We start from the raw sequence: 17,728 nt of genomic DNA on the forward strand, positions 1-17,728 counted from the left end.
AATCCGTTCAACGCTCGTCTTCCTCGTAAGGATCGTGCATCTTAGGAGCCGACCGCCGCCCTTGCAGGACCGGCCGATGAATGCTCCGCCCTTGGAGCGCTTGCATTCTCGATGCCCCTTGCCTTGGTTTGTCGATCATCGCTGTCGGCTCGATGGGCGTTATCGATTGTCGATGGATATCGATATCGTTTTTTTCGCTATTTCGATCGATCTTGAAATATCGATCCCCGAAGGCGTCATCGAGGCGATCTTCTTGCCATAAAGAGGATGTCGTCGAGTTTCGGGTTTTCGGCGCTCGCTAAGATGATCTTGTCTTCATGGACTCGCCTTCGCTACCCGCTTCGGGGCGAGGGGCAAGGCCTTATCGTCTCGACTCGGATCTCTCGACTCGAACCTCACTCCTGCCGAGCCCCCGTCGGTGCCTGCTCCGTCGACTCGTCCGGTTCGTTCGGCTCGATGGGCGGCCTTGCCCGGAGGCTCCCGGTGGCGCTGTTGTTGACCAAGGCCCCGCCTCCGCCGGTGCGGGTCAGTACTTGCACCGTGAAGGGATGATCCGATCGCAGTTCGCATGAAAGATCGATGCCCTCCCATCGGTGATCGATGATATCGGCGAGTTCGTCGGCTTGCAGATGCCTTGTGGACAGATGCTCGATCGTTCCCAACACGCCATCGTGCCCGGTTCCGTCGTCCTCGAAGCAGGAGAAGGCAAAATCGGTGCAATGGGCATCGGCAGGGGCGAGGCATCGGATGCGGATATTCGAGCCGTCCGAACCATCCGGGGAGGGAATCGATTCGATATCCGCCCGGTGGACATCGTCCACCGAGACGCTTCGAACCAGCGCGCTGTTGTTGACCAGCACGCCATCCCCCGAACGCGTCCAAATCTGGATGCCCAAGGTGTGATCGCTGCGCAAGGCGCAGCCCAAGCGCCCCTTGCCGGACCACGATCCACCGGTATAACGCACGATATCGGAGTTGATGAGCGTTTGCGTCCCCCAGCCCGGAATCGAGCCCGGGAGCCAACCCTCGAAGATGGATCCGTCATTTTGCGCGCTGCAATAAAGGTAGACGGTGCAAGGAGCGCTCTGGCGGCATCGAATGCGCAGCTCGGAACGATCGGATGCGGTATCGGGCGGAATGGCCAAGGCGTAGCCTTTGACTTGCTCGGGGATCTCGACGGGTGGCGCATCATCGTCGTCATCTTTGACCGTCACCACGAGTTGTTTGTTGATCCCGTCGTAGTTTCCGCCGGTGGCGTCCAAGGTGAGGGTGTCCTGCTCATCGTCCGCGTTGGGGTCGTCGGCGACGGCGACGACGACCTCTTGCGGCGTTCTCCAAGCACTTCTCGTAAAGAGCAAGGAGGAAGGGGTGAGCGTGATATTCGGGTTGGTGCTCGAAAGGGAGACGACGACGATATCGGTATTGACGGGCTCGACGTCGAGTCCGACGGTAAAGGATACCGGCGCTTCGCCTTCGAACAGCGCGATCGTTTCGAGGGATGTGGCGATATCGCCCGGGGTGTCGAAGATGAGGACCGGCAGTTTGCTCTCCACCCCGCCGTAGTTCCCGCCCCCGGAAGACGACAAGGTGATGGTATCGGAGCCATGGTTCGTATTTTCGTCCTGCTGTGCGGATACGACGATGCTTTGTCCCTCGTCCCAATCGTCGGGGGTGAAGGTCAACGAGGTCGGGGAGAGGGACAATTGAGGAGAGTTATTCGATGGCGAGACGGTGATCGAAGGCACGCTCGGCGGCGTTCCGAGTTCGATATCGAAGGACGCACTTTCCCCCTCCCTCACGATGAGGCGATCGGTGGAAAGGACGAGGGAGCCGAGCCGATCGTCGTCGATCACGCTGACCCCTTTCGTCGTATCCGGAGTGTCGATGCCGCTGGTGGCGGCCAGGGTGATGGTATCGGTATCGTTCGCCGTGTCTTCGTCTGGGGCGGCGCCGACCTCGACGGTCTGCGTCTGTTGCCAATTCGAAGGAGTGAAAGTCAGGGACGATTCGGAAAAGGTGATATCGGGGTTGGTCTTCGAAAGCGCCACGATGATATCTTCGCTCGGCTGTACCTGAATTTTGAGTCTGACGCTGAGGGTCGTCGAATCGTTCTCTTCGACGAGAACGATTCCGGTGGGGGTGACGGCGATCGCCCCCGCCGGGACATCGCTGACCCGGATCCTCAACTGCGTATCCGGAGCGCTGAAGCCGCCGGAGGCGACGGCTAGGGAGATGGTATCGAGATCGTCCGTCGTATCGCTGTCGGTGCCGGCGCTGACGATCACATTTTGTGCCGTATTCCAGTTCGAGGGGGTGAAGATCAGCGAAGTTTCGGAGATCGTGATATCGGGATTGGTGGCATTCGAAAGGGTGATGGTGACATTCGTTTGCGGTTTCGCACTGAGGCTGACCCCGAAGGCCCCGGCCCCGCCCTCGTTGAGGGAGAAGTTCGATCCGGGGGTCAGGACGATGCTCCCCTTCGGCGTGGTGTCGTCGATGACGATCGCCAAGATCGCTTTGGGGGCCTTGAAGCCGCCGGAGGCGACGACCAACTCGATGCGATCCGATGCGTCGTTCGTATCGTTGTCCTGCACCGTACCGATGCTGACGGTCTGAGTCGTACTGAAGTTCGAAGGGGTGAAGGTCAGCGAGGTGGCGGAGATCGTGGTATCGGGATTGGTCTTGGAAAGGGTGATGGCGACATTCGTTTGCGGCTTCGTACTGAGACTGACCCCGAAGGTCCCCGTTTCCCCCTCATCGATAACGAGACTCGCCCTATCGAGCAAGATCGTCCCCGTCGGGGTGGTGTCGTTGACGGTGACGCCAAGGCTCGCATCGGGGGCGTCGAAGCCGCCGGAGGCTTTGGTCAAGGTGACGGTGCCCGATGCGTCATCGGTATCGTTATCTTGCACCGTGGTGATGGTGATGCTCTGCGCCGTATCCCAATTCGAGCCGGTGAAGGCGAGCGAGGTATGGGAGATCGCGATCGGTCCGGTCGTCGAAAGGGTGATGGAGACATTCGTTTGCGGCTTTGCGCTCAGGCTGACGCCGAGGGTCCCGCTTTCGCCCTCGTCGATGACAAGGGCCGACGGATCCAGCGTGATCACTCCCGACGGGGTGGTGTCGTCGACGGTGATGCCCAGACTGGCATCGGGGGCTTTGAAACCGCCGGAGGCGACGGACAGGCCGACGCTACCCGCGGCATCGCTCGTATCGTTGTCTTGCACCGTGGTGACGGTGACGTTCTGCGCCGTATCGAAGTTCGAAGGGGTGAAGGTGAGCGAGGTATGGGAGATGGTGATATCGGAGCCGGTCTTCGAAAGGGTGATGGCGACATCCGTTTGCGGTTTCAAACTGAGGCTGACGCCGAAGGTCCCGGTTTCCCCCTCCTCGATGGTGAGGGTCTGCGCCGGATTGAGCGTGATCGCTCCCGTCGGCGTGGTGTCGTCGACGGTGATTGCCAAGGTCGCATCGGGGGCGATGAAGCCGCCGGAGGTTTTGGTCAAGCTGACGGTGCCCGAGGTGTCGTTCGTATCGTTGTCTTGCACCGTGGTGACGGTGACGTTTTGCGCCGTATCGAAGTTCGAGGGGGTGAAGGTGAGCGAGGTATGGGAGATGGTGATATCGGCGCCGGTCTTGGAAAGGGTGATGGCGACATCCGTTTGCGGCTTTGCGCTCAGGCTGACGCCGAAGGTTCCGGTTTCGCCCTCGTCGATGGATAGGGTCGTTGCCGGATTGAGCGCGATCGATCCCGTCGGTGTGGTGTCGTCGACGGTGATTGCCAAGGTCGCATCGGGGGCGATGAAGCCGCCGGAGGTTTTGGTCAAGCTGACGGTGCCCGATGCGTCGTTCGTATCGTTGTCTTGCACCGTGGTGACGGTGACGTTCTGCGCCGTGCTCCAATTCGAGGGGGTGAAGGTGAGCGAGGTGTGGGAGATGGTGATATCGGCGCCGGTTTTGGAAAGGGTGATGGCGACATTCGTTTGCGGCTTTGCGCTCAGGCTGACGCCGAAGGTTCCGGTTTCGCCCTCGTCGATGGTCAGGGTCTGAGCCGGATTCAGCGTGATCGATCCCGTCGGCGTGGTGTCATTGACGATGATCGCCTTGGTGCGGCTCGAGGCGTTGATCCCGTTGCTGTCCGGGGTCAAGGTGATGGTATCGGAGGCGTCGTTCGTATCGTTGTCTTGCACCGTGGTGATGGTAACGCTCTGCGCCGTACTCCAGTTCGAGCCGGTGAAGGTAAGCGATGTATCGGAGAGGGTGATGGCGTCACCGGTCTTCGACAGCGTGACGATGACATCCGTAACCGGCGCAACCGAGAGCCTCACCGAGAGCGTGCCGGTTTCGCCCTCGTCGATGGTGAGGGTACCGGTGGGGGCAAGCACGAGAGTGCCGTTAGGCACGAGCCGAAGCGGATCTACGAATTCGCGACCGCCGTCGCCGCAGTCCGTAATCGATACGGAGTCGCAGCCTTGATATCCCATGTTGGCCTGCAACAGGCTGTCTTGGTATTCGATGCATATTTTTGCGGGGTTTCCATAGCCATAGAACTTGTTAGTTGGTTCAATAATCTCAGTGTCGTCTCCTGAAATAGATAAATCTACGCACTCAATATCAGTATGGTTGGCAACTGGATCGCTCATGCCAACGACCATTATCAAATATTTCCCGCAAGCGGAACGTCCATTATTACTATTGAGGGGAGCATTGTGAAGATGGAAGCCTGAGGATGATTCAAAAGCAATGTTACCTTCCATACAAGTATGCGCCGCGATGGTGTACCGATTATCGTCTTCGATGGTAACCGCGATCGTCGCACTCGGCGCAACGATCCCGCCGGAGGGGGCCAAGGTGATGGTCGCGCTTTCATCCACCTCGTCGTGATCCCGTCTAAGTACGACGTCGACTCGTTGGGTTCGATCCCAGTTCGAGGTGGTGAAGGTCAGCGGATCGGGGGGAAGCCAGACATCGGTGTTGGTGGTCGATAGCCTTACGATGACATTGGCATTCGGTCGGCTATCGAGGCGGACGGTGAAGGTCTTGGGGTCGTCCTCTTCCTCTTTCAAAGTGAGGGATTGGGTGGATAGAACCATATTCCCCGTAGGGGTGACATCCAAATCCTTCACGGAGACCGCTATCGTTGCGAAGGGAATGGAGTCGTCGGAGGAGGACAAGGTGATGGTATCGCTGTCGTCCACCGAATCCTCATCCCGAGTTAGGGTGAGGGTGACGGTTTGTGCCTGATCCCAGTTCGAGGTGGTGAAGGTCAGTGTCGTCGAGGAGAGCGTTGTATCCGAGTTGGTTTTCGAAAGCGAGATCGTGGCATCGGCAGGGGGTTGGCTATCGAGGCTGACGGTAAAGTTTTGCGATGTCCCCTCATCGAGGGTGATCGAGGTGGTGGAAAGGGAGATGCGGGACGAAGAAAGCGCGATCGGGCGCACGAAGACGATGCCTCTTGAGTTGCTGCCGCAGACCGCAACGTCACCGGAGACGGAGCTGCAGGCCTGATAACCGGCCTCATTTTGCCGGGCCAGCGAAGTGTATTCGGCGCACATCTTCGATGGCAGGGGGTTGGCACCGGTGCTCCAATCCTCCCCGGCTTCGATGGTTTGATTCACCGCACTGCAGTTGCCGTTGCTATCGGTCAGGCGGCCGGTCAGCCTGACATCGTAGTCGCAATCATCGGCGCTGATCGTGATCTCCCCGCTGACGAGGATGCTATCGTCGATGCACGAATGCGCCGGCGTCGTTTGCGCGATCGAAAGCCTCGGCAGCGCCGACATCGATAACGAGCAGCAAAGGATGATGCCGTATCCGACCAAGCCGGAAATCGATGGATCGAATCGCATCATTGAATATTTTCCCCCGACGGGATACCGGATGGGATACCGGATGGGGTGTCGATTTTATCCGAGGTGAGATGTCGCAAAATGTCGCAAGGGGGGCGGGCCGCTCGTCCTCTTGCAGAAAATCTGCGTGATCGGGCTTCGGTTCATTGCCGAGGCGAAGGGGGCGGGCCGACCCGCCATCGACCACCTCGTTCATACTACCCTTACCCTTCGCAGGACTTGCCCCCTTTCTTTTCGATGATCGCCTGATTCGACTCCGATCAAGGGCCGAGATCCCGATTTTCAAGGCCTTGTCCGCTTGGATCGCCGCCGGTTCGAGTGAATCGGGCCGCTCATTGCTTCGGCGGCGAGGCATTCGTTTTTTTTCGAAAGAGAATTTTCGAAATCACGAAGTCCAATCATCGAGCGAGGCGGTGCGGCGAAGGACGACGTTTGTTCGATGTCTCGTGCCAAAATCGCTCCGAAGCCTTCGATGCCCGCATCCGTGCCGTGCGATCTCTTCACGCGATATCATAAGGCGAGCCCGAAGGCCCTCGAATCACGATGCCGGCCCTTGTCGAAATCGATGGATGGATGATGGATGCATCGGATCGACGGGGCCATTTCACCCCCATCTGCACCGGCGGAGACAAGAATCGATGCAAGAGACGATGCAGCAAACGCAACTGTCGGATCACACCAAGATGCTGCTCGACGGGCAGCGAAGAGAGAGTGCGAGCGGCCAGACCATCGCCGTTCAAAGCCCCGCCGATCGCCGCGTGATCGCGCATGTACCGAGAGCGCAGGCCGAGGATGTGGATCGGGCGGTCGAGGCCGCCACCCGAGCCTTCCCCGGCTGGCGCGACACGCCGCCTCGTCAACGAGGCCGCATGTTGCTGCGGGTCGCCGAGCGCATCGAGGAATGCACCGAGCGTTTGGCCCGCACCATCGCATCGGAGACCGGCAACGCCCTTCGCACCCAAGCCCGAGGGGAGGCGGCATTGACCGCCGATGTCTTTCGCTATTTCGGCGGGTTGGCGGGCGAGCTCAAAGGGGAGACATTGCCTTTGAGCGAGGATCTTTTGAGTTATTCAAGACGAGAAGCGATGGGGGTGGTGGGGGCCATCGTTCCTTGGAATGCGCCGGTGATGTTGGCGGCGCTCAAGATCGCCCCCGCCCTGTGCGCCGGGAATACGGTGGTTCTCAAAGCCGCCGAGGACGCCCCCTTGGGGGTGTTGATGCTCGCCGGGCTGTGCAACGAGGAACTGCCGCCGGGAACGCTCAATATCCTGACCGGTTATGGCCATGACTGCGGCGCCGCCTTGGTCGCCCATCCAAAGATCGCCAAGATATCCTTCACCGGCTCCACCGAGGTGGGCAGGGGTATCATGCAGCAGGCCGGACGCCGCATCGTTCCGGTTTCGCTCGAACTCGGCGGCAAGAGTCCTTCGATCGTTTTTCCCGATGCCGACGAGGATTGGGCGGTGGAGGGTATCGTTCATGCGATGCGCTTCACCCGTCAGAGCCAATCGTGTACCGCAGGCTCCCGTCTTTTTCTGCATGCCGATATTTTCGACTCCTTCTTGGAAAGGCTCGTGGCCCTGACCTCGGCCTTGAAGATCGGAGATCCCTTGGATGAGGCCACCGATATGGGGGCGATCATCAACGAAAAGCAGTTCAATCGCGTTTGCGGCTATATCGAGGAGGGGCTCGCCCGCCCCCAAGCGCGGACGATCACCGGTGGCTTGCCCCCGCAAAGCGGGCCGCTGAGCGAGGGCTTTTTCGCCCTCCCCACCATTTTCGCCGACGACTCCAACGATTGGCGCCTGGCCCGGGAGGAGATCTTCGGCCCGGTGCTCGTCGCCATCCGATGGGAGGATGTGGACGATGTCGTGCGCATGGCCAACGATAGCCACTACGGATTGGCGGCTTTCGTATGGTCGAAAGATATCGGGCAGGCCTTGCGCACCGCCCATCGGGTGGAGGCGGGTTGGGTGCAGGTCAATCAAGGAACGGGTCAGGTGCTGGGGCAATCCTACGGCGGTATCAAGCAAAGCGGCATCGGCCGCGAGTTCTCGCTGGAGGGGATGCTCGATAGCTTCACTCGGAAAAAGAGCGTAACCGTGAATCTGTCGATCCCGGCGACCTAGATCCTTCGAGCCTCCCGGTGCCCTTCGAACCCCCGCTTTGGCCAGATTCGAGGCTTGCGATCCTTTCGGAGCCGATGGCGTCGTTGTCGGGAGGGTGCAAAAAAGGGTGCAAGGAGGGGCTTCGATGATCGAAGCGCCGCCGATCGACCTTCGGCTGTTGATGCTGTCGGGGTTCGGGGCTTTTTGCACGGCATTGATCGCAGCGGGCTGGATCTCCGCCCGCGGCGATCGTTTTTTGCCGGATCATCCGAATGCGCGCTCGCTCCACGATCATCCGATCTCGCGCGCCGGGGGGCTGGCGATCCTCGCCGGGGCGGGGGTGGGGATATCGTCGATGCTTCTCGGCCTCGACGAGGCGGCGCTCGGCGGCGGGGGTTCGAGCGCTTCCTGGTTGCCCCCTCTCGCAGCGGGGGCTCTTGCCTTATGCCTCGTATCGCTCATCGACGATGCTTTCGGTACGCCGATATCCCTTCGCTTGGCGGTGCAAATCGCGGTGGCCGTCGGTTTGGTCGCCCAAGGGTTTCGTCTGGATGATTTCGCCTTGCCCGGACTCGATGCAAGGGCGAATCTCCTCCTCGCCGGGGCTTTCAGCACCTTGCTGATCGTCTGGTTCGTCAATCTCTATAACTTCATGGACGGGATGGATGGCATCGCCGCCGGGATGGCCGTTTTCGGCTTCGGGGCCTTCGCCTTGCTCTCCTTTCCTTCCGGGGATCCGCTCTTCATCGGGTTGGCATCGGCGATGGCCTGTGCGGCGGCGGGGTTTCTCCCTTTCAATTTCCCCCCCGCCCGCCTATTCATGGGGGATAATGGCGCTACCTTGTTGGGTCTGGTCGCCGGGGCGATGGCGCTTCATGCCGACCGCGCCGGATATTTTCCGCTTTGGATATCGATATTGGTCTTCTCCCCCTTCGTGGTGGATGCGACCATCACCCTGATCCGGCGGATGCTCCGCCTCGAGCGGATCTGGGAAGCGCACCTGACGCATTATTACCAGCGGGCGACCGTCTCCGGATTCAGTCGGCGGCGGGTGGTGTTGACGGAATACGCATTGATGCTCGGTTGTGCCGCCTCGGCGTGGACGGCATTGTCCTATCCGATGCTGCAATGGACGCTGATTGCGGTATGGGCGGCGGTGTATGCCGTCGTTGCCCGCACCATCAACGAAAAGGAGCGAAGGCGAAGGTGATTCCGATTCTCGAACGATTGCCGGTGCGCTTCAAGAGCCGCGCGACCTTGGTATTCGTGCACGATCTGGCGATGATCGCCCTTGCGTGGACCGGCGCTTGGTGGATTCGTTACGATCTCTCGATCCCGCCCTCGGCGGTGATGAATCAAGCATTGTCGGCGCTGCCGGTGATGGCCTTGCTGCAAGGCATCGCCTTTCTCCATGTCGGTCTTTATCGGGGGATGTGGCGCTTCATTTCCCTATCCGATCTGAGTCGCATCTTCAAGGCGACGGTGCTCGGGGTCGGCGCGGGCGTGATCGCCTTGTTCTTGATCAATCGCATGAGCCTCGTGCCGCGCTCGATCTTCCCCCTCTACGGATTGCTTCTGATCTTGATGATCAGCGGCCCGCGCTTGCTCTACCGGTGGATCAAGGAGCACTACCTGCAAGAGCTCGACGCCCGCAAAGCGTTGGTGGTCGGCGCCGGCGCCGCCGGAGAGATGCTGGTTCAGGATCTGCTGCGCGATCCCTCCTACGGCTGCTTTCCGGTGGGCATCGTCGATGACGATCCGGGCAAGCGAGGGCGCGAGATCCATGGCGTACGGGTGCTCGGCGGGGGCGATCGCATTCCGGAGTTCGCGGATCGCACCGGGGCGGAGATCGTCTTGCTGGCATTGCCCTCGGCCACCACCGCGCAGATCCGAAGGATGGTGGGTTTTTGCGAAAGAGCGGGGGTTGCCATCCGCACTCTGCCCCGGATGCACGATATGCCCGGTAGCGGGGTGGCGGTTTCGGGCTTGCGCTCGATATCGATCGAGGATCTGCTCAGCCGCCCCCCGATCTCGTTGGATCGAGGCTCGATCGAGCGCGGCATTTCGGGGCGGGTGATCGCGGTGACCGGCGGCGGCGGCTCGATCGGATCGGAACTTTGTCGGCAGATCGCAGGTTTCGGACCGCGCCGCCTGATGGTGCTCGATCACAGCGAATACAACCTCTATACCATTGAGCGCGATTTGCGCGAGCGCTTCCCGCGTTTGGATCTCGACATCATCTTGGGGGATATCTGCGACGAAAGGGCGGTGCGACACACCTTCGCCGAGCGCAGTCCGGATATCGTTTTTCATGCCGCGGCCTACAAGCATGTGCCGATGCTCGAACGCGAGGTGCGCGAGGCGATCCGCGTCAATGTCTTCGGCACCGAGTGCGTGGCGCGGGCCGCGGCCGCCGCGCGGGTGGGTAAATTCGTCCTGATCTCGACCGACAAAGCGGTCAATCCCGCCAATGTCATGGGCGCGAGCAAATATGTGGCGGAGCGGATCTGCGCGGATCTGGCGCGCACCGGCTCCCCGACCCGCTTCATCACCATTCGCTTCGGCAATGTCTTGGGATCCGCCGGCAGCGTGGTATCGCTCTTTCGCAGTCAGATCGAACAAGGGGGGCCGGTGACCGTCACCCACCCCGAGATCGAGCGCTACTTCATGACCATCGCCGAAGCCTGTCAGTTGGTGATGGAGGCGGGTTCGGTGGGCGAGGGCGGCGAGGTCTTCGTGCTCGATATGGGCGAGCCGGTGAAGATCCGTTATCTGGCGGAGCAGATGATCTGGCTCTCGGGGAAGGTGCCGGGCGAGGGGGTTCCCATCGAGTTCATCGGATTGCGCCCCGGGGAGAAGTTGATCGAGGAACTCTTCCACCCCGAGGAGAATCCCATGCAAACGCAGCACGAAAAACTTCTGCTGGCACGCCTTCGCCCTTGCGATGCCACCCTCTTCGAAAAAGGGATCGACGACCTGCGCTTTGCGTGGCAAAAACTCGATGAATCGGAAATGCGTCGTCTGCTCGCTTTGTTGGCCTCGGATTTCGGGGTCAGCGAGGAGGGGCGGGTGCTTCCCTTCGATTTTTTGAGGCGCCCGAGCGGTCAGGTTCCGCAAGTGACGCGCTGAGGGGAATTTGTGGCGGGACTTGCGGGATTTACGGGGGATCGGGCGGCGCTCGCCCGATCTCGAGAAGGGCGTCGGGGAGCCCCGAACCGCGCACGGTATCGCTATCCACCGCCGCTTCGATCGCCGCTTCTTGCGCGTGCAAGACCACCCGTTTTCGCGCGCGGGTCACCGCGGTATAAAGCAGTTGGCGAGTGGCGAGCGGCGAATCGGCAGGACCTAAGACCACGGCCACCTCGTCGTATTCCGATCCTTGGGATCGGTGGATGGTCAAGGCGAAGAAACTCTCGTGCTCCGGCAGTCTCCCGGGCGATATCAGGCGCGGATTCTTATCATCGCCACCGACATCGGGAAACCAAACGCGCTTTTCGCCCCTCGTATCGTGGACCACGATGCCGGTATCGCCGTTGGCGAGGCCGGTATGGGAATCGTTGCGATTGACGATGATCGGACGGCCGAGATAGAACGTCTCTCCATAAGGGGCGAGCCCCCTTTCGCGCAGGGATTCCTCCACGCGGCGGTTGAATCTCTCGGAGCCGAAGGCGCCTCGGCGGTGGGCGCATAACACCCGAAACCCCTCGAATCGCTTGCGGAGGCTTTCGATGGCCGCTTCCGTCGCTTCGCCGTCATGAGGAAACCCGACCTCGGACAGGTTGCGAATCATCGGCAAGAAATGATTCGTTGCGCATTCGTCGGCGAGGCGATCGAAGGCTTGGATATCCTCCATCGCTTGTCGCTCGATGCGATTGTCGCCGGCATCGGGGGCATCGCCATTCTCCGCATCGTCACCCTTGCCCCCTTCTAAGTCCCGAAGGCAGGCGATCGCATCTTTTGCCCGGCCCTCGATGATGGCCCCGGCGAGCCTGCCGATCCCTTGATCCGAAGGAAAGCGCCAGTTATGCCCGAGGCGGACGACGCAAGGGGAAAGGGCCGAGCCGGTGGCGGCGCTCGGGCAAAGGTCGGCGAAAACGCTTCCCGGCTGCACCGACGAGAGTTGATCGGCATCGCCCAGGAGGATCAGCCTTGCATCTGCAGGCAGGGTCGATAGCGTTCTCGCCATCAGCGAGATATCCACCATCGAGCACTCGTCGATGATCAGCACTTGCAAGGGAAGGTGGCTCTTGGCGTGCAACAGTAATCGATGCAAGGTGGTGGCGGAATCGAGATCGGCCAAGGCGGGGATCCTCGATGCGAGCCTTGCACAACGTTCCTTGACCGAGGCGCTCAAACGAGACGCCGCCTTCCCGGTGGGGGCGGCCAATTTGATGCGCTCGCAAGATGCAAGGCCGCCTTCGACCAGCAGGGCGATGATATTGGCGACGGTCGTGGTCTTGCCGGTGCCGGGGCCGCCGGTGATCACGCAAAGCCGGTGTCTTAGCGCCACCTGCGCCGCCTTTCTCTGGTCTTCGTCCTTGCGCGTCGAATCGGCGGGCGCCCCGAAGACGGCATCGATCTTTTCTTCGACGGCGGGATCGGCCGGCGGCGCCTTGCCGTCGTCGCCATCGATCAACCCTTGGATTTTGCGCACGATCGTTCTTTGTGCCTCCCACATCCGATGCAGGTAAAGGCGGACGATTCGCTCATCGGTTCCGTCGCTTGATTGTCCGTCGGCCGCTTGTCCGTCGGGCGATAGTCCCCCGCCCGAGGCTTCGAGCACCAAGGGGCGTATCGCCTCGTCGTCGGGCCTCATCACCGCCCGACTTCGCGCCAAGGCATCGAACCACCGATCGGCTGTCGGCAGGGTTATCTTTTTATCCCCCTCTTGCGAATCTTGCGAAAAGCGCTTGGAGAGGATCAGATCGCTTCCTCCCTCGGCCTTGATATCGAGGCAGACATGTCCGTCCCGGTTTCGGCAACTTGCAAGGGCGGCGGCCAGCCACACCGGATCATCGGGATCGGATTTGCCGGCATGGTCGATGGCATGATCGATACCCTGATCGATCTGCCGGATCAGCGAGGCGAAGCGATGGTCGATATCGCCCAACTCGACACTCGTCGGCGAGCTCGATTTCACTTCGGATTCCCCTCATCGAAGCAGCCATCGAGCGCCAGCAGGCATGCGGTGGCGGGGCGGTCGTAGAAGACGCCCTCCCTCGTCGCTTTTTCGGGATCGATGCCCCGCAGGAAAAGGTAGAAAGCCCCGCCGATATGACGCTCGGGATCGTAATCATCGAGTCGAAACGCCAAATAGCGGTGCAAAGCCACCAAGTAGATCAGATATTGCAGGTGATAGTCGTGCGCTTTCATTTCCCTTTCCATCGACGCTCGGTCATAGCCTTCGAGCCGGTTCGACTTGTAGTCGAGTACATACCACCGCCCATCGTGTTCCACCACGAGATCGATGAAGCCCCGCATATAGCCGGTGATGGCCGCCGGCATCTCCCCGTCGCCGGTTTTTTTTCCGCCGAAAGGGTTTTTCAATGCCACGGAATATCCATGATCGAAAAGGCATCGGGAGAGATGTTCGATGCGGGCCTCGACCAAAGGGAAGTGGAACTCCATCTCGACCATCCGGGGCACCGGATCGCAAAGGCGAAAACCCTTGCTCTCGGGCTCCCCAAGGGGCATCGCTCGGCAGCGCTCGACCATGGCGCCCACCGCTTTCAGCCATTTCGCATCCAGACCGGAATGTCGGATTTCCTGCTTGCAGATGGCATCGACAATATCCCCTTCCCCATCCTCGTTTTCCTGTCGGTCCAAACGCTCGAATATCCGGTGCAGGCAGCGCCCGGTCATCGCCCCTTTGGGGAGATCCATGATCGCTCGATCGATGGGATCGACCGGATCGGAGGAAGAAGCCGTCGCTATCTCGATGGCTTCGTCATCGCCGGCGTCTTCGATATCGACATCGTCGTGATCCGGTCGCTCGGCATCGGCAAGGGACGAGATCGTCGCCCGGCGATCTCGGATCAATGCCGAATAGCTGGTGATCTGTCTTGAAGGTCGGATGGTGCGCGTGAATTCTCGCACGACGAGATCGTTTTTCTCGGCGGTGCCGGCGGCGATGCTCGCCCCGGCGGTGTCGCCGCTTTCTCCCTCGAAGAGTTCGGTGATTTCGATGCCATGAGGGCAAAGGTCCCGCAGGGCATCGACCTCCTCCTTCCACCGGCAATGTGCCAAGGTATCGAAGCGCTCCATCGTGGCGTCGATGCGCCTTCTCAATGAGCGGGGGATGATGCTTTCGTCGCCCGATTCGCTTTCGTCCATAGCGCCACTGTCATCCCCATCCCCATCGCCGGCATCCTCATCGTCCCCTCGATGCAGCAACCAGGCAAGGGGGGTGTTTTTCGCACCGCTCACCTTGCCCCAAGTCACGACGCAGCGATATTGCGCGCGGGTCAAGGCGACATAGAAAAGGCGAAGTTCCTCGGAGAACTCCTCGATGCGGTCGCACTCCAAGATATCCTCGTCGGGGTCGAGGTAGAGGGCTTGGGAGTATTCATCGCCCGTTTCGCCCGTTTCCTTCTTCTTGAGTAGGTGGCAGGCGACCCCTTCGTTTTTCTTCTCGTTCAGCCGTTTCGAATCATCCGAACCGCTCCAAGCAAAGGGCAGGAAGACGATCGGGAATTCCAAACCCTTGCTGCCGTGAACGGTCAGGATTCGAACCAGATCTTCGTCGCTCGGAAGGCGCAACTGGATCTCGTCGACGGCGGTATCCTTGTCTTCCAAGCGATCGCTCAGCCATTTGGCGAGCGAAGATGGAGTGAAGCGATAACGGGTTTGAGCCTCTTGCAGCAGATCCGAAAGATGCAGCAGATTGGTCAGGCGGCGGGGTCCGGCCTGCGATTTCAAAAGCATCGCCGCCCCTTGCTGCCGCTTGATCAGTTTGCGGAGCATCACCCCGATGCCGTCTCGCTCCCAAGCCTCTCGCCAATCGACGAGACGCTGCGACCAATCGTTCCACCGATCTTCGCAAGTGTCGATCAGACGAAGATCGTCGCTGCCCAAGCCGAAGAGATCCCCGGCCAACGCCCCGCGCACCCGGGTCTCCAATCCCGGTTCGAGCAAGGCCCATAGCAGGCGCTCGAGTTGTTGCGCTTCTCGGGTTCGAAAGACGCTGTCGTCTCCGATTTCGATGCAATCGATGCCGTTTTTTCGCATCTCGATGGCCACGAGACGGCCTTGGTGTTTTTTGCGCACCAGCACCGTGATATCCGAGCCGCGAAGGTCCCTCGGCTCCTCGCCCTTTAGGTGCAGTTGCGTTCTCCCGGCGCCGAGCAGATAGGCGATCTCTCGTACGAGGCCCACCACCGCCTCTTCGCCGGCCGCCTCCTTGCTCTTGTTCGAAGTGTCCGATTCCGGCAGCAGGCGCAGGCAAAGCGGGGCGTGATCGGAGCGGCCCTCGATGGCAAGCGGTCGCTCGTCTTTCCCCGCCTTGACCTTGGTGTATTCGATCAAGCGATCGGGAAGGGCGAAGGCGCAAGGTCGATCGAACAAGGCGTTCATCGCCTCGATCAGTTCCGGGGTCGAGCGCCAATTGCTTTCGAGCGAAACTCTGGGGCCCGCCTTGGTCTTCGCCTCGAGATAGGCAAAAACATCCGCCCCCCGAAAACGATAGATCGACTGCTTGGGGTCGCCGACCATGAATAAAGAGCCGAGCGAGGCGCCATCGTTTTTTTTCAAGTCCCGGGCGAAGATTCGATCGAAGATCCGCGCTTGAATCTGATCCGTATCTTGATATTCGTCGATCAGCGCAACATGATATCGCTCGCAAAGGCGCATCGACAATCGCTTGCCGTTTACGCCGGCAAGCGCCTTGTCGACCTCGATGAGAAGATCGTCATAGGAGGATTTCTTGGTCGCTCGGATGCCCTCGTGGATGGTTCGGGGTATTTCTTCGAGCAGGTCTTTTCTCAGCGATCGAAGCCATTGTTCGAGGATGTCATAAAGCGAAAGGCAAGCATCGTTCATCGTATCGAAGCATTGCGCCATTTCGATGAAGGAGGGATCTTGCGGGGGCGATGCACTTTTCTTGCTCTTTTCTTTCAGTCTCGAAAGCCCGAAGAATGCGAAGAATTCGGGTCTATCTTTCGATGCCTTTTTCGGCAGCAATATCAAACCCTCGCCGAGATATTTCTCTTTCAGCTCCGAAAGGTTGTTATCGACGGTCGGTCCGCGATATGAATTTCTGTTCAACCATCCCCCGTTTTTCAACTCCCATTCATATTCATCGCCGCAACTCTCCCATACTCTTCGCATTTCCTTTGCGCTTTCGTTCCAATAGTCGATCGCCTCTTGCAGTGCTTCGTCGCGGAAATTCCCTTCATCCCATCGGATATCGATGGCCTTGCCCCGCCATCGATCGACCCACTTTGCCAAAGGGGCGGGGAAGAATCGTCGATCGTCGATGAAGGCGGCCTGCACCGGAGCGATATTGCCAAGACGTCGTCTCCAGAAATCCCGTACCGCCTCTTGGATCATCGAATCGTCCTGCCCGACGATTTCGGCATCGAAGGGGAAGTCGCATTCGAAGGCGAAATCCGAGAGGGTTCGTTGGCAAAATCCGTGGATGGTATACACCGGGGCGAGGTCGATATCGTCGAGCGCGCGTTTTATCCTTCTTCGGGCGAGATTCGCATCGAAATCGTCGATCATCGTTTTCCAGCATGAAACGATCTTTTGCGCTTGATCGTTTTTCGCCGCTTGCGCATCGATATCCCCTTCGGCGAGCGAAGGCAGGATATCGTGGAGCAAGCGGCGGATCCGTTCGCGCAGTTCGGCGGTGGCGGCGCGGGTGAAGGTGACCACCAAAATACGCTCGATGGATAGCTCCCTTTCCACCAACAAGCGGGCGATCAACGAGGTGATCGCCCGGGTCTTCCCCGAGCCCGCGCTCGCCTCCATCAACACTCTCTCGCCCGGGTTCAAAGGCAGTTCCAAGGCGGATTCATAATGATTCGATGGCATCGACGAAGATCCCTTGGCTTTCATTTCGCCCGCATCGATGCGGGCATCCGATACGGGCCGATCGACGAGCCTATCCGGCATCGGCATCGCAACGGCACCCGCGCCCGGCATCGAGCGCTTTCTCGATGTGTCGGTGTCGATCGACAACGGCGAGAGTGGGCACCACCTCCCCGCTCAGTTGTTCTAAACCCCGACCAAAGATTTGATTTTATGGGATGAAAGTGATGTATCTCTTGGCAAGGCGCAGGCAAGTTCGAAATAGCGGGTGCTCCTCATCAAAGCGAGCATCGCCATAGGCTTTGGGGCGCGGAACGGGGGGCGTGAACGGGTGCCTGTGCCCCGAACCCCTCTCGCTTCGGGTAGAGATCCGCTGTCTTGCCACCCTCGTCCGGTTCGGGGGCGAAACGGAAGGCGCACGCACGGCGACTTTTCGCAGCCGCCGCCGTTTTAGGGTAAATTAACAGGCAAGGTGTCCATCGGAAAAAGCGTGCGGTGGACTCGCTCGCATGCCGACAGCGAAGGGCTTCGGCTTCGATACGGACAGCAAAAACGGCCTACAACGCCCAATGGAGTGCACGATAATGAGTCTTCCAACCCGCGATATCAACGACTTGAGCGCACAATCCGCATCGGTGCCCAAGGTACCGGCGGCACCTGAATTGACTGCCCCCCCCCCCCCAGAAAGCGCTTTGCTGCTGAACTAGTCGCTTTATGCTCGTTATCGTTATCGACGATTCT

Annotated in this window: 8 protein-coding genes; 4 read left to right on the plus strand and 4 right to left on the minus strand. The window is 60.0% G+C overall.

What is annotated here, in order from left to right; translation table 11 throughout:
- Window positions 1-7: 7 nt before the first annotated feature.
- Together BF99_RS23875 and BF99_RS0100410 are read right to left on the minus strand one after the other, a co-directional pair.
- Window positions 8-139 carry a hypothetical protein gene (locus BF99_RS23875; RefSeq protein ID WP_306699401.1) on the minus strand — a complete coding sequence of 44 codons (132 nt, stop codon included), beginning with the start codon at window positions 137-139 and terminating at the stop codon, window positions 8-10.
- 256 nt (window positions 140-395) lie between these two features.
- Window positions 396-5,852: a beta strand repeat-containing protein gene (locus BF99_RS0100410; protein WP_156013097.1), complete on the minus strand. Its 5,457-nt coding sequence runs from the start codon at window positions 5,850-5,852 to the stop codon at window positions 396-398.
- A gap of 635 nt (window positions 5,853-6,487) precedes the next feature.
- Between BF99_RS0100410 and BF99_RS0100425 the strand changes: the two genes are divergently transcribed.
- The 3 genes from BF99_RS0100425 to BF99_RS0100435 all read left to right on the plus strand — a co-directional run bounded on the left by BF99_RS0100425 (window position 6,488) and on the right by BF99_RS0100435 (window position 11,086).
- A complete protein-coding gene (locus BF99_RS0100425) occupies window positions 6,488-7,978 on the plus strand; it encodes an aldehyde dehydrogenase family protein (RefSeq protein ID WP_025769290.1) in 1,491 nt (496 codons plus the stop codon).
- Window positions 7,979-8,102: 124 nt separating this feature from the next.
- Complete coding sequence (locus BF99_RS0100430) at window positions 8,103-9,167, plus strand: MraY family glycosyltransferase (RefSeq protein WP_156013098.1); 1,065 nt, start codon at window positions 8,103-8,105, stop codon at window positions 9,165-9,167.
- A complete protein-coding gene (locus BF99_RS0100435) occupies window positions 9,164-11,086 on the plus strand; it encodes a polysaccharide biosynthesis protein (RefSeq protein WP_025769292.1) in 1,923 nt (640 codons plus the stop codon). Before BF99_RS0100430 ends, BF99_RS0100435 begins: the two co-directional genes overlap by 4 nt.
- 28 nt (window positions 11,087-11,114) lie before the next feature.
- Here the strand turns inward: BF99_RS0100435 and recD are convergent, their stop codons facing one another.
- Both recD and BF99_RS0100445 read right to left on the minus strand, forming a co-directional pair.
- Window positions 11,115-13,097, minus strand: coding sequence for an exodeoxyribonuclease V subunit alpha (gene recD / locus BF99_RS0100440; RefSeq protein ID WP_025769293.1), 1,983 nt, complete (start codon window positions 13,095-13,097; stop codon window positions 11,115-11,117).
- On the minus strand, window positions 13,094-16,990 hold the full coding sequence (locus BF99_RS0100445; protein ID WP_197018977.1) for a UvrD-helicase domain-containing protein: 3,897 nt from the start codon (window positions 16,988-16,990) through the stop codon (window positions 13,094-13,096). The genes recD and BF99_RS0100445 overlap by 4 nt, the downstream gene beginning before the upstream one ends.
- 581 nt (window positions 16,991-17,571) lie before the next feature.
- On the opposite strand from BF99_RS0100445, the gene BF99_RS23880 reads away from it, so the two are divergent.
- Window positions 17,572-17,694, plus strand: a complete 123-nt coding sequence (locus BF99_RS23880; protein ID WP_306699404.1) for a hypothetical protein — start codon at window positions 17,572-17,574, stop codon at window positions 17,692-17,694.
- Window positions 17,695-17,728: the final 34 nt, after the last annotated feature.

Origin of the sequence: Thioalkalivibrio sp. HK1 (assembly GCA_000583135.1) — a bacterium.
In the GTDB taxonomy this organism is placed as follows: domain Bacteria; phylum Pseudomonadota; class Gammaproteobacteria; order HK1; family HK1; genus HK1.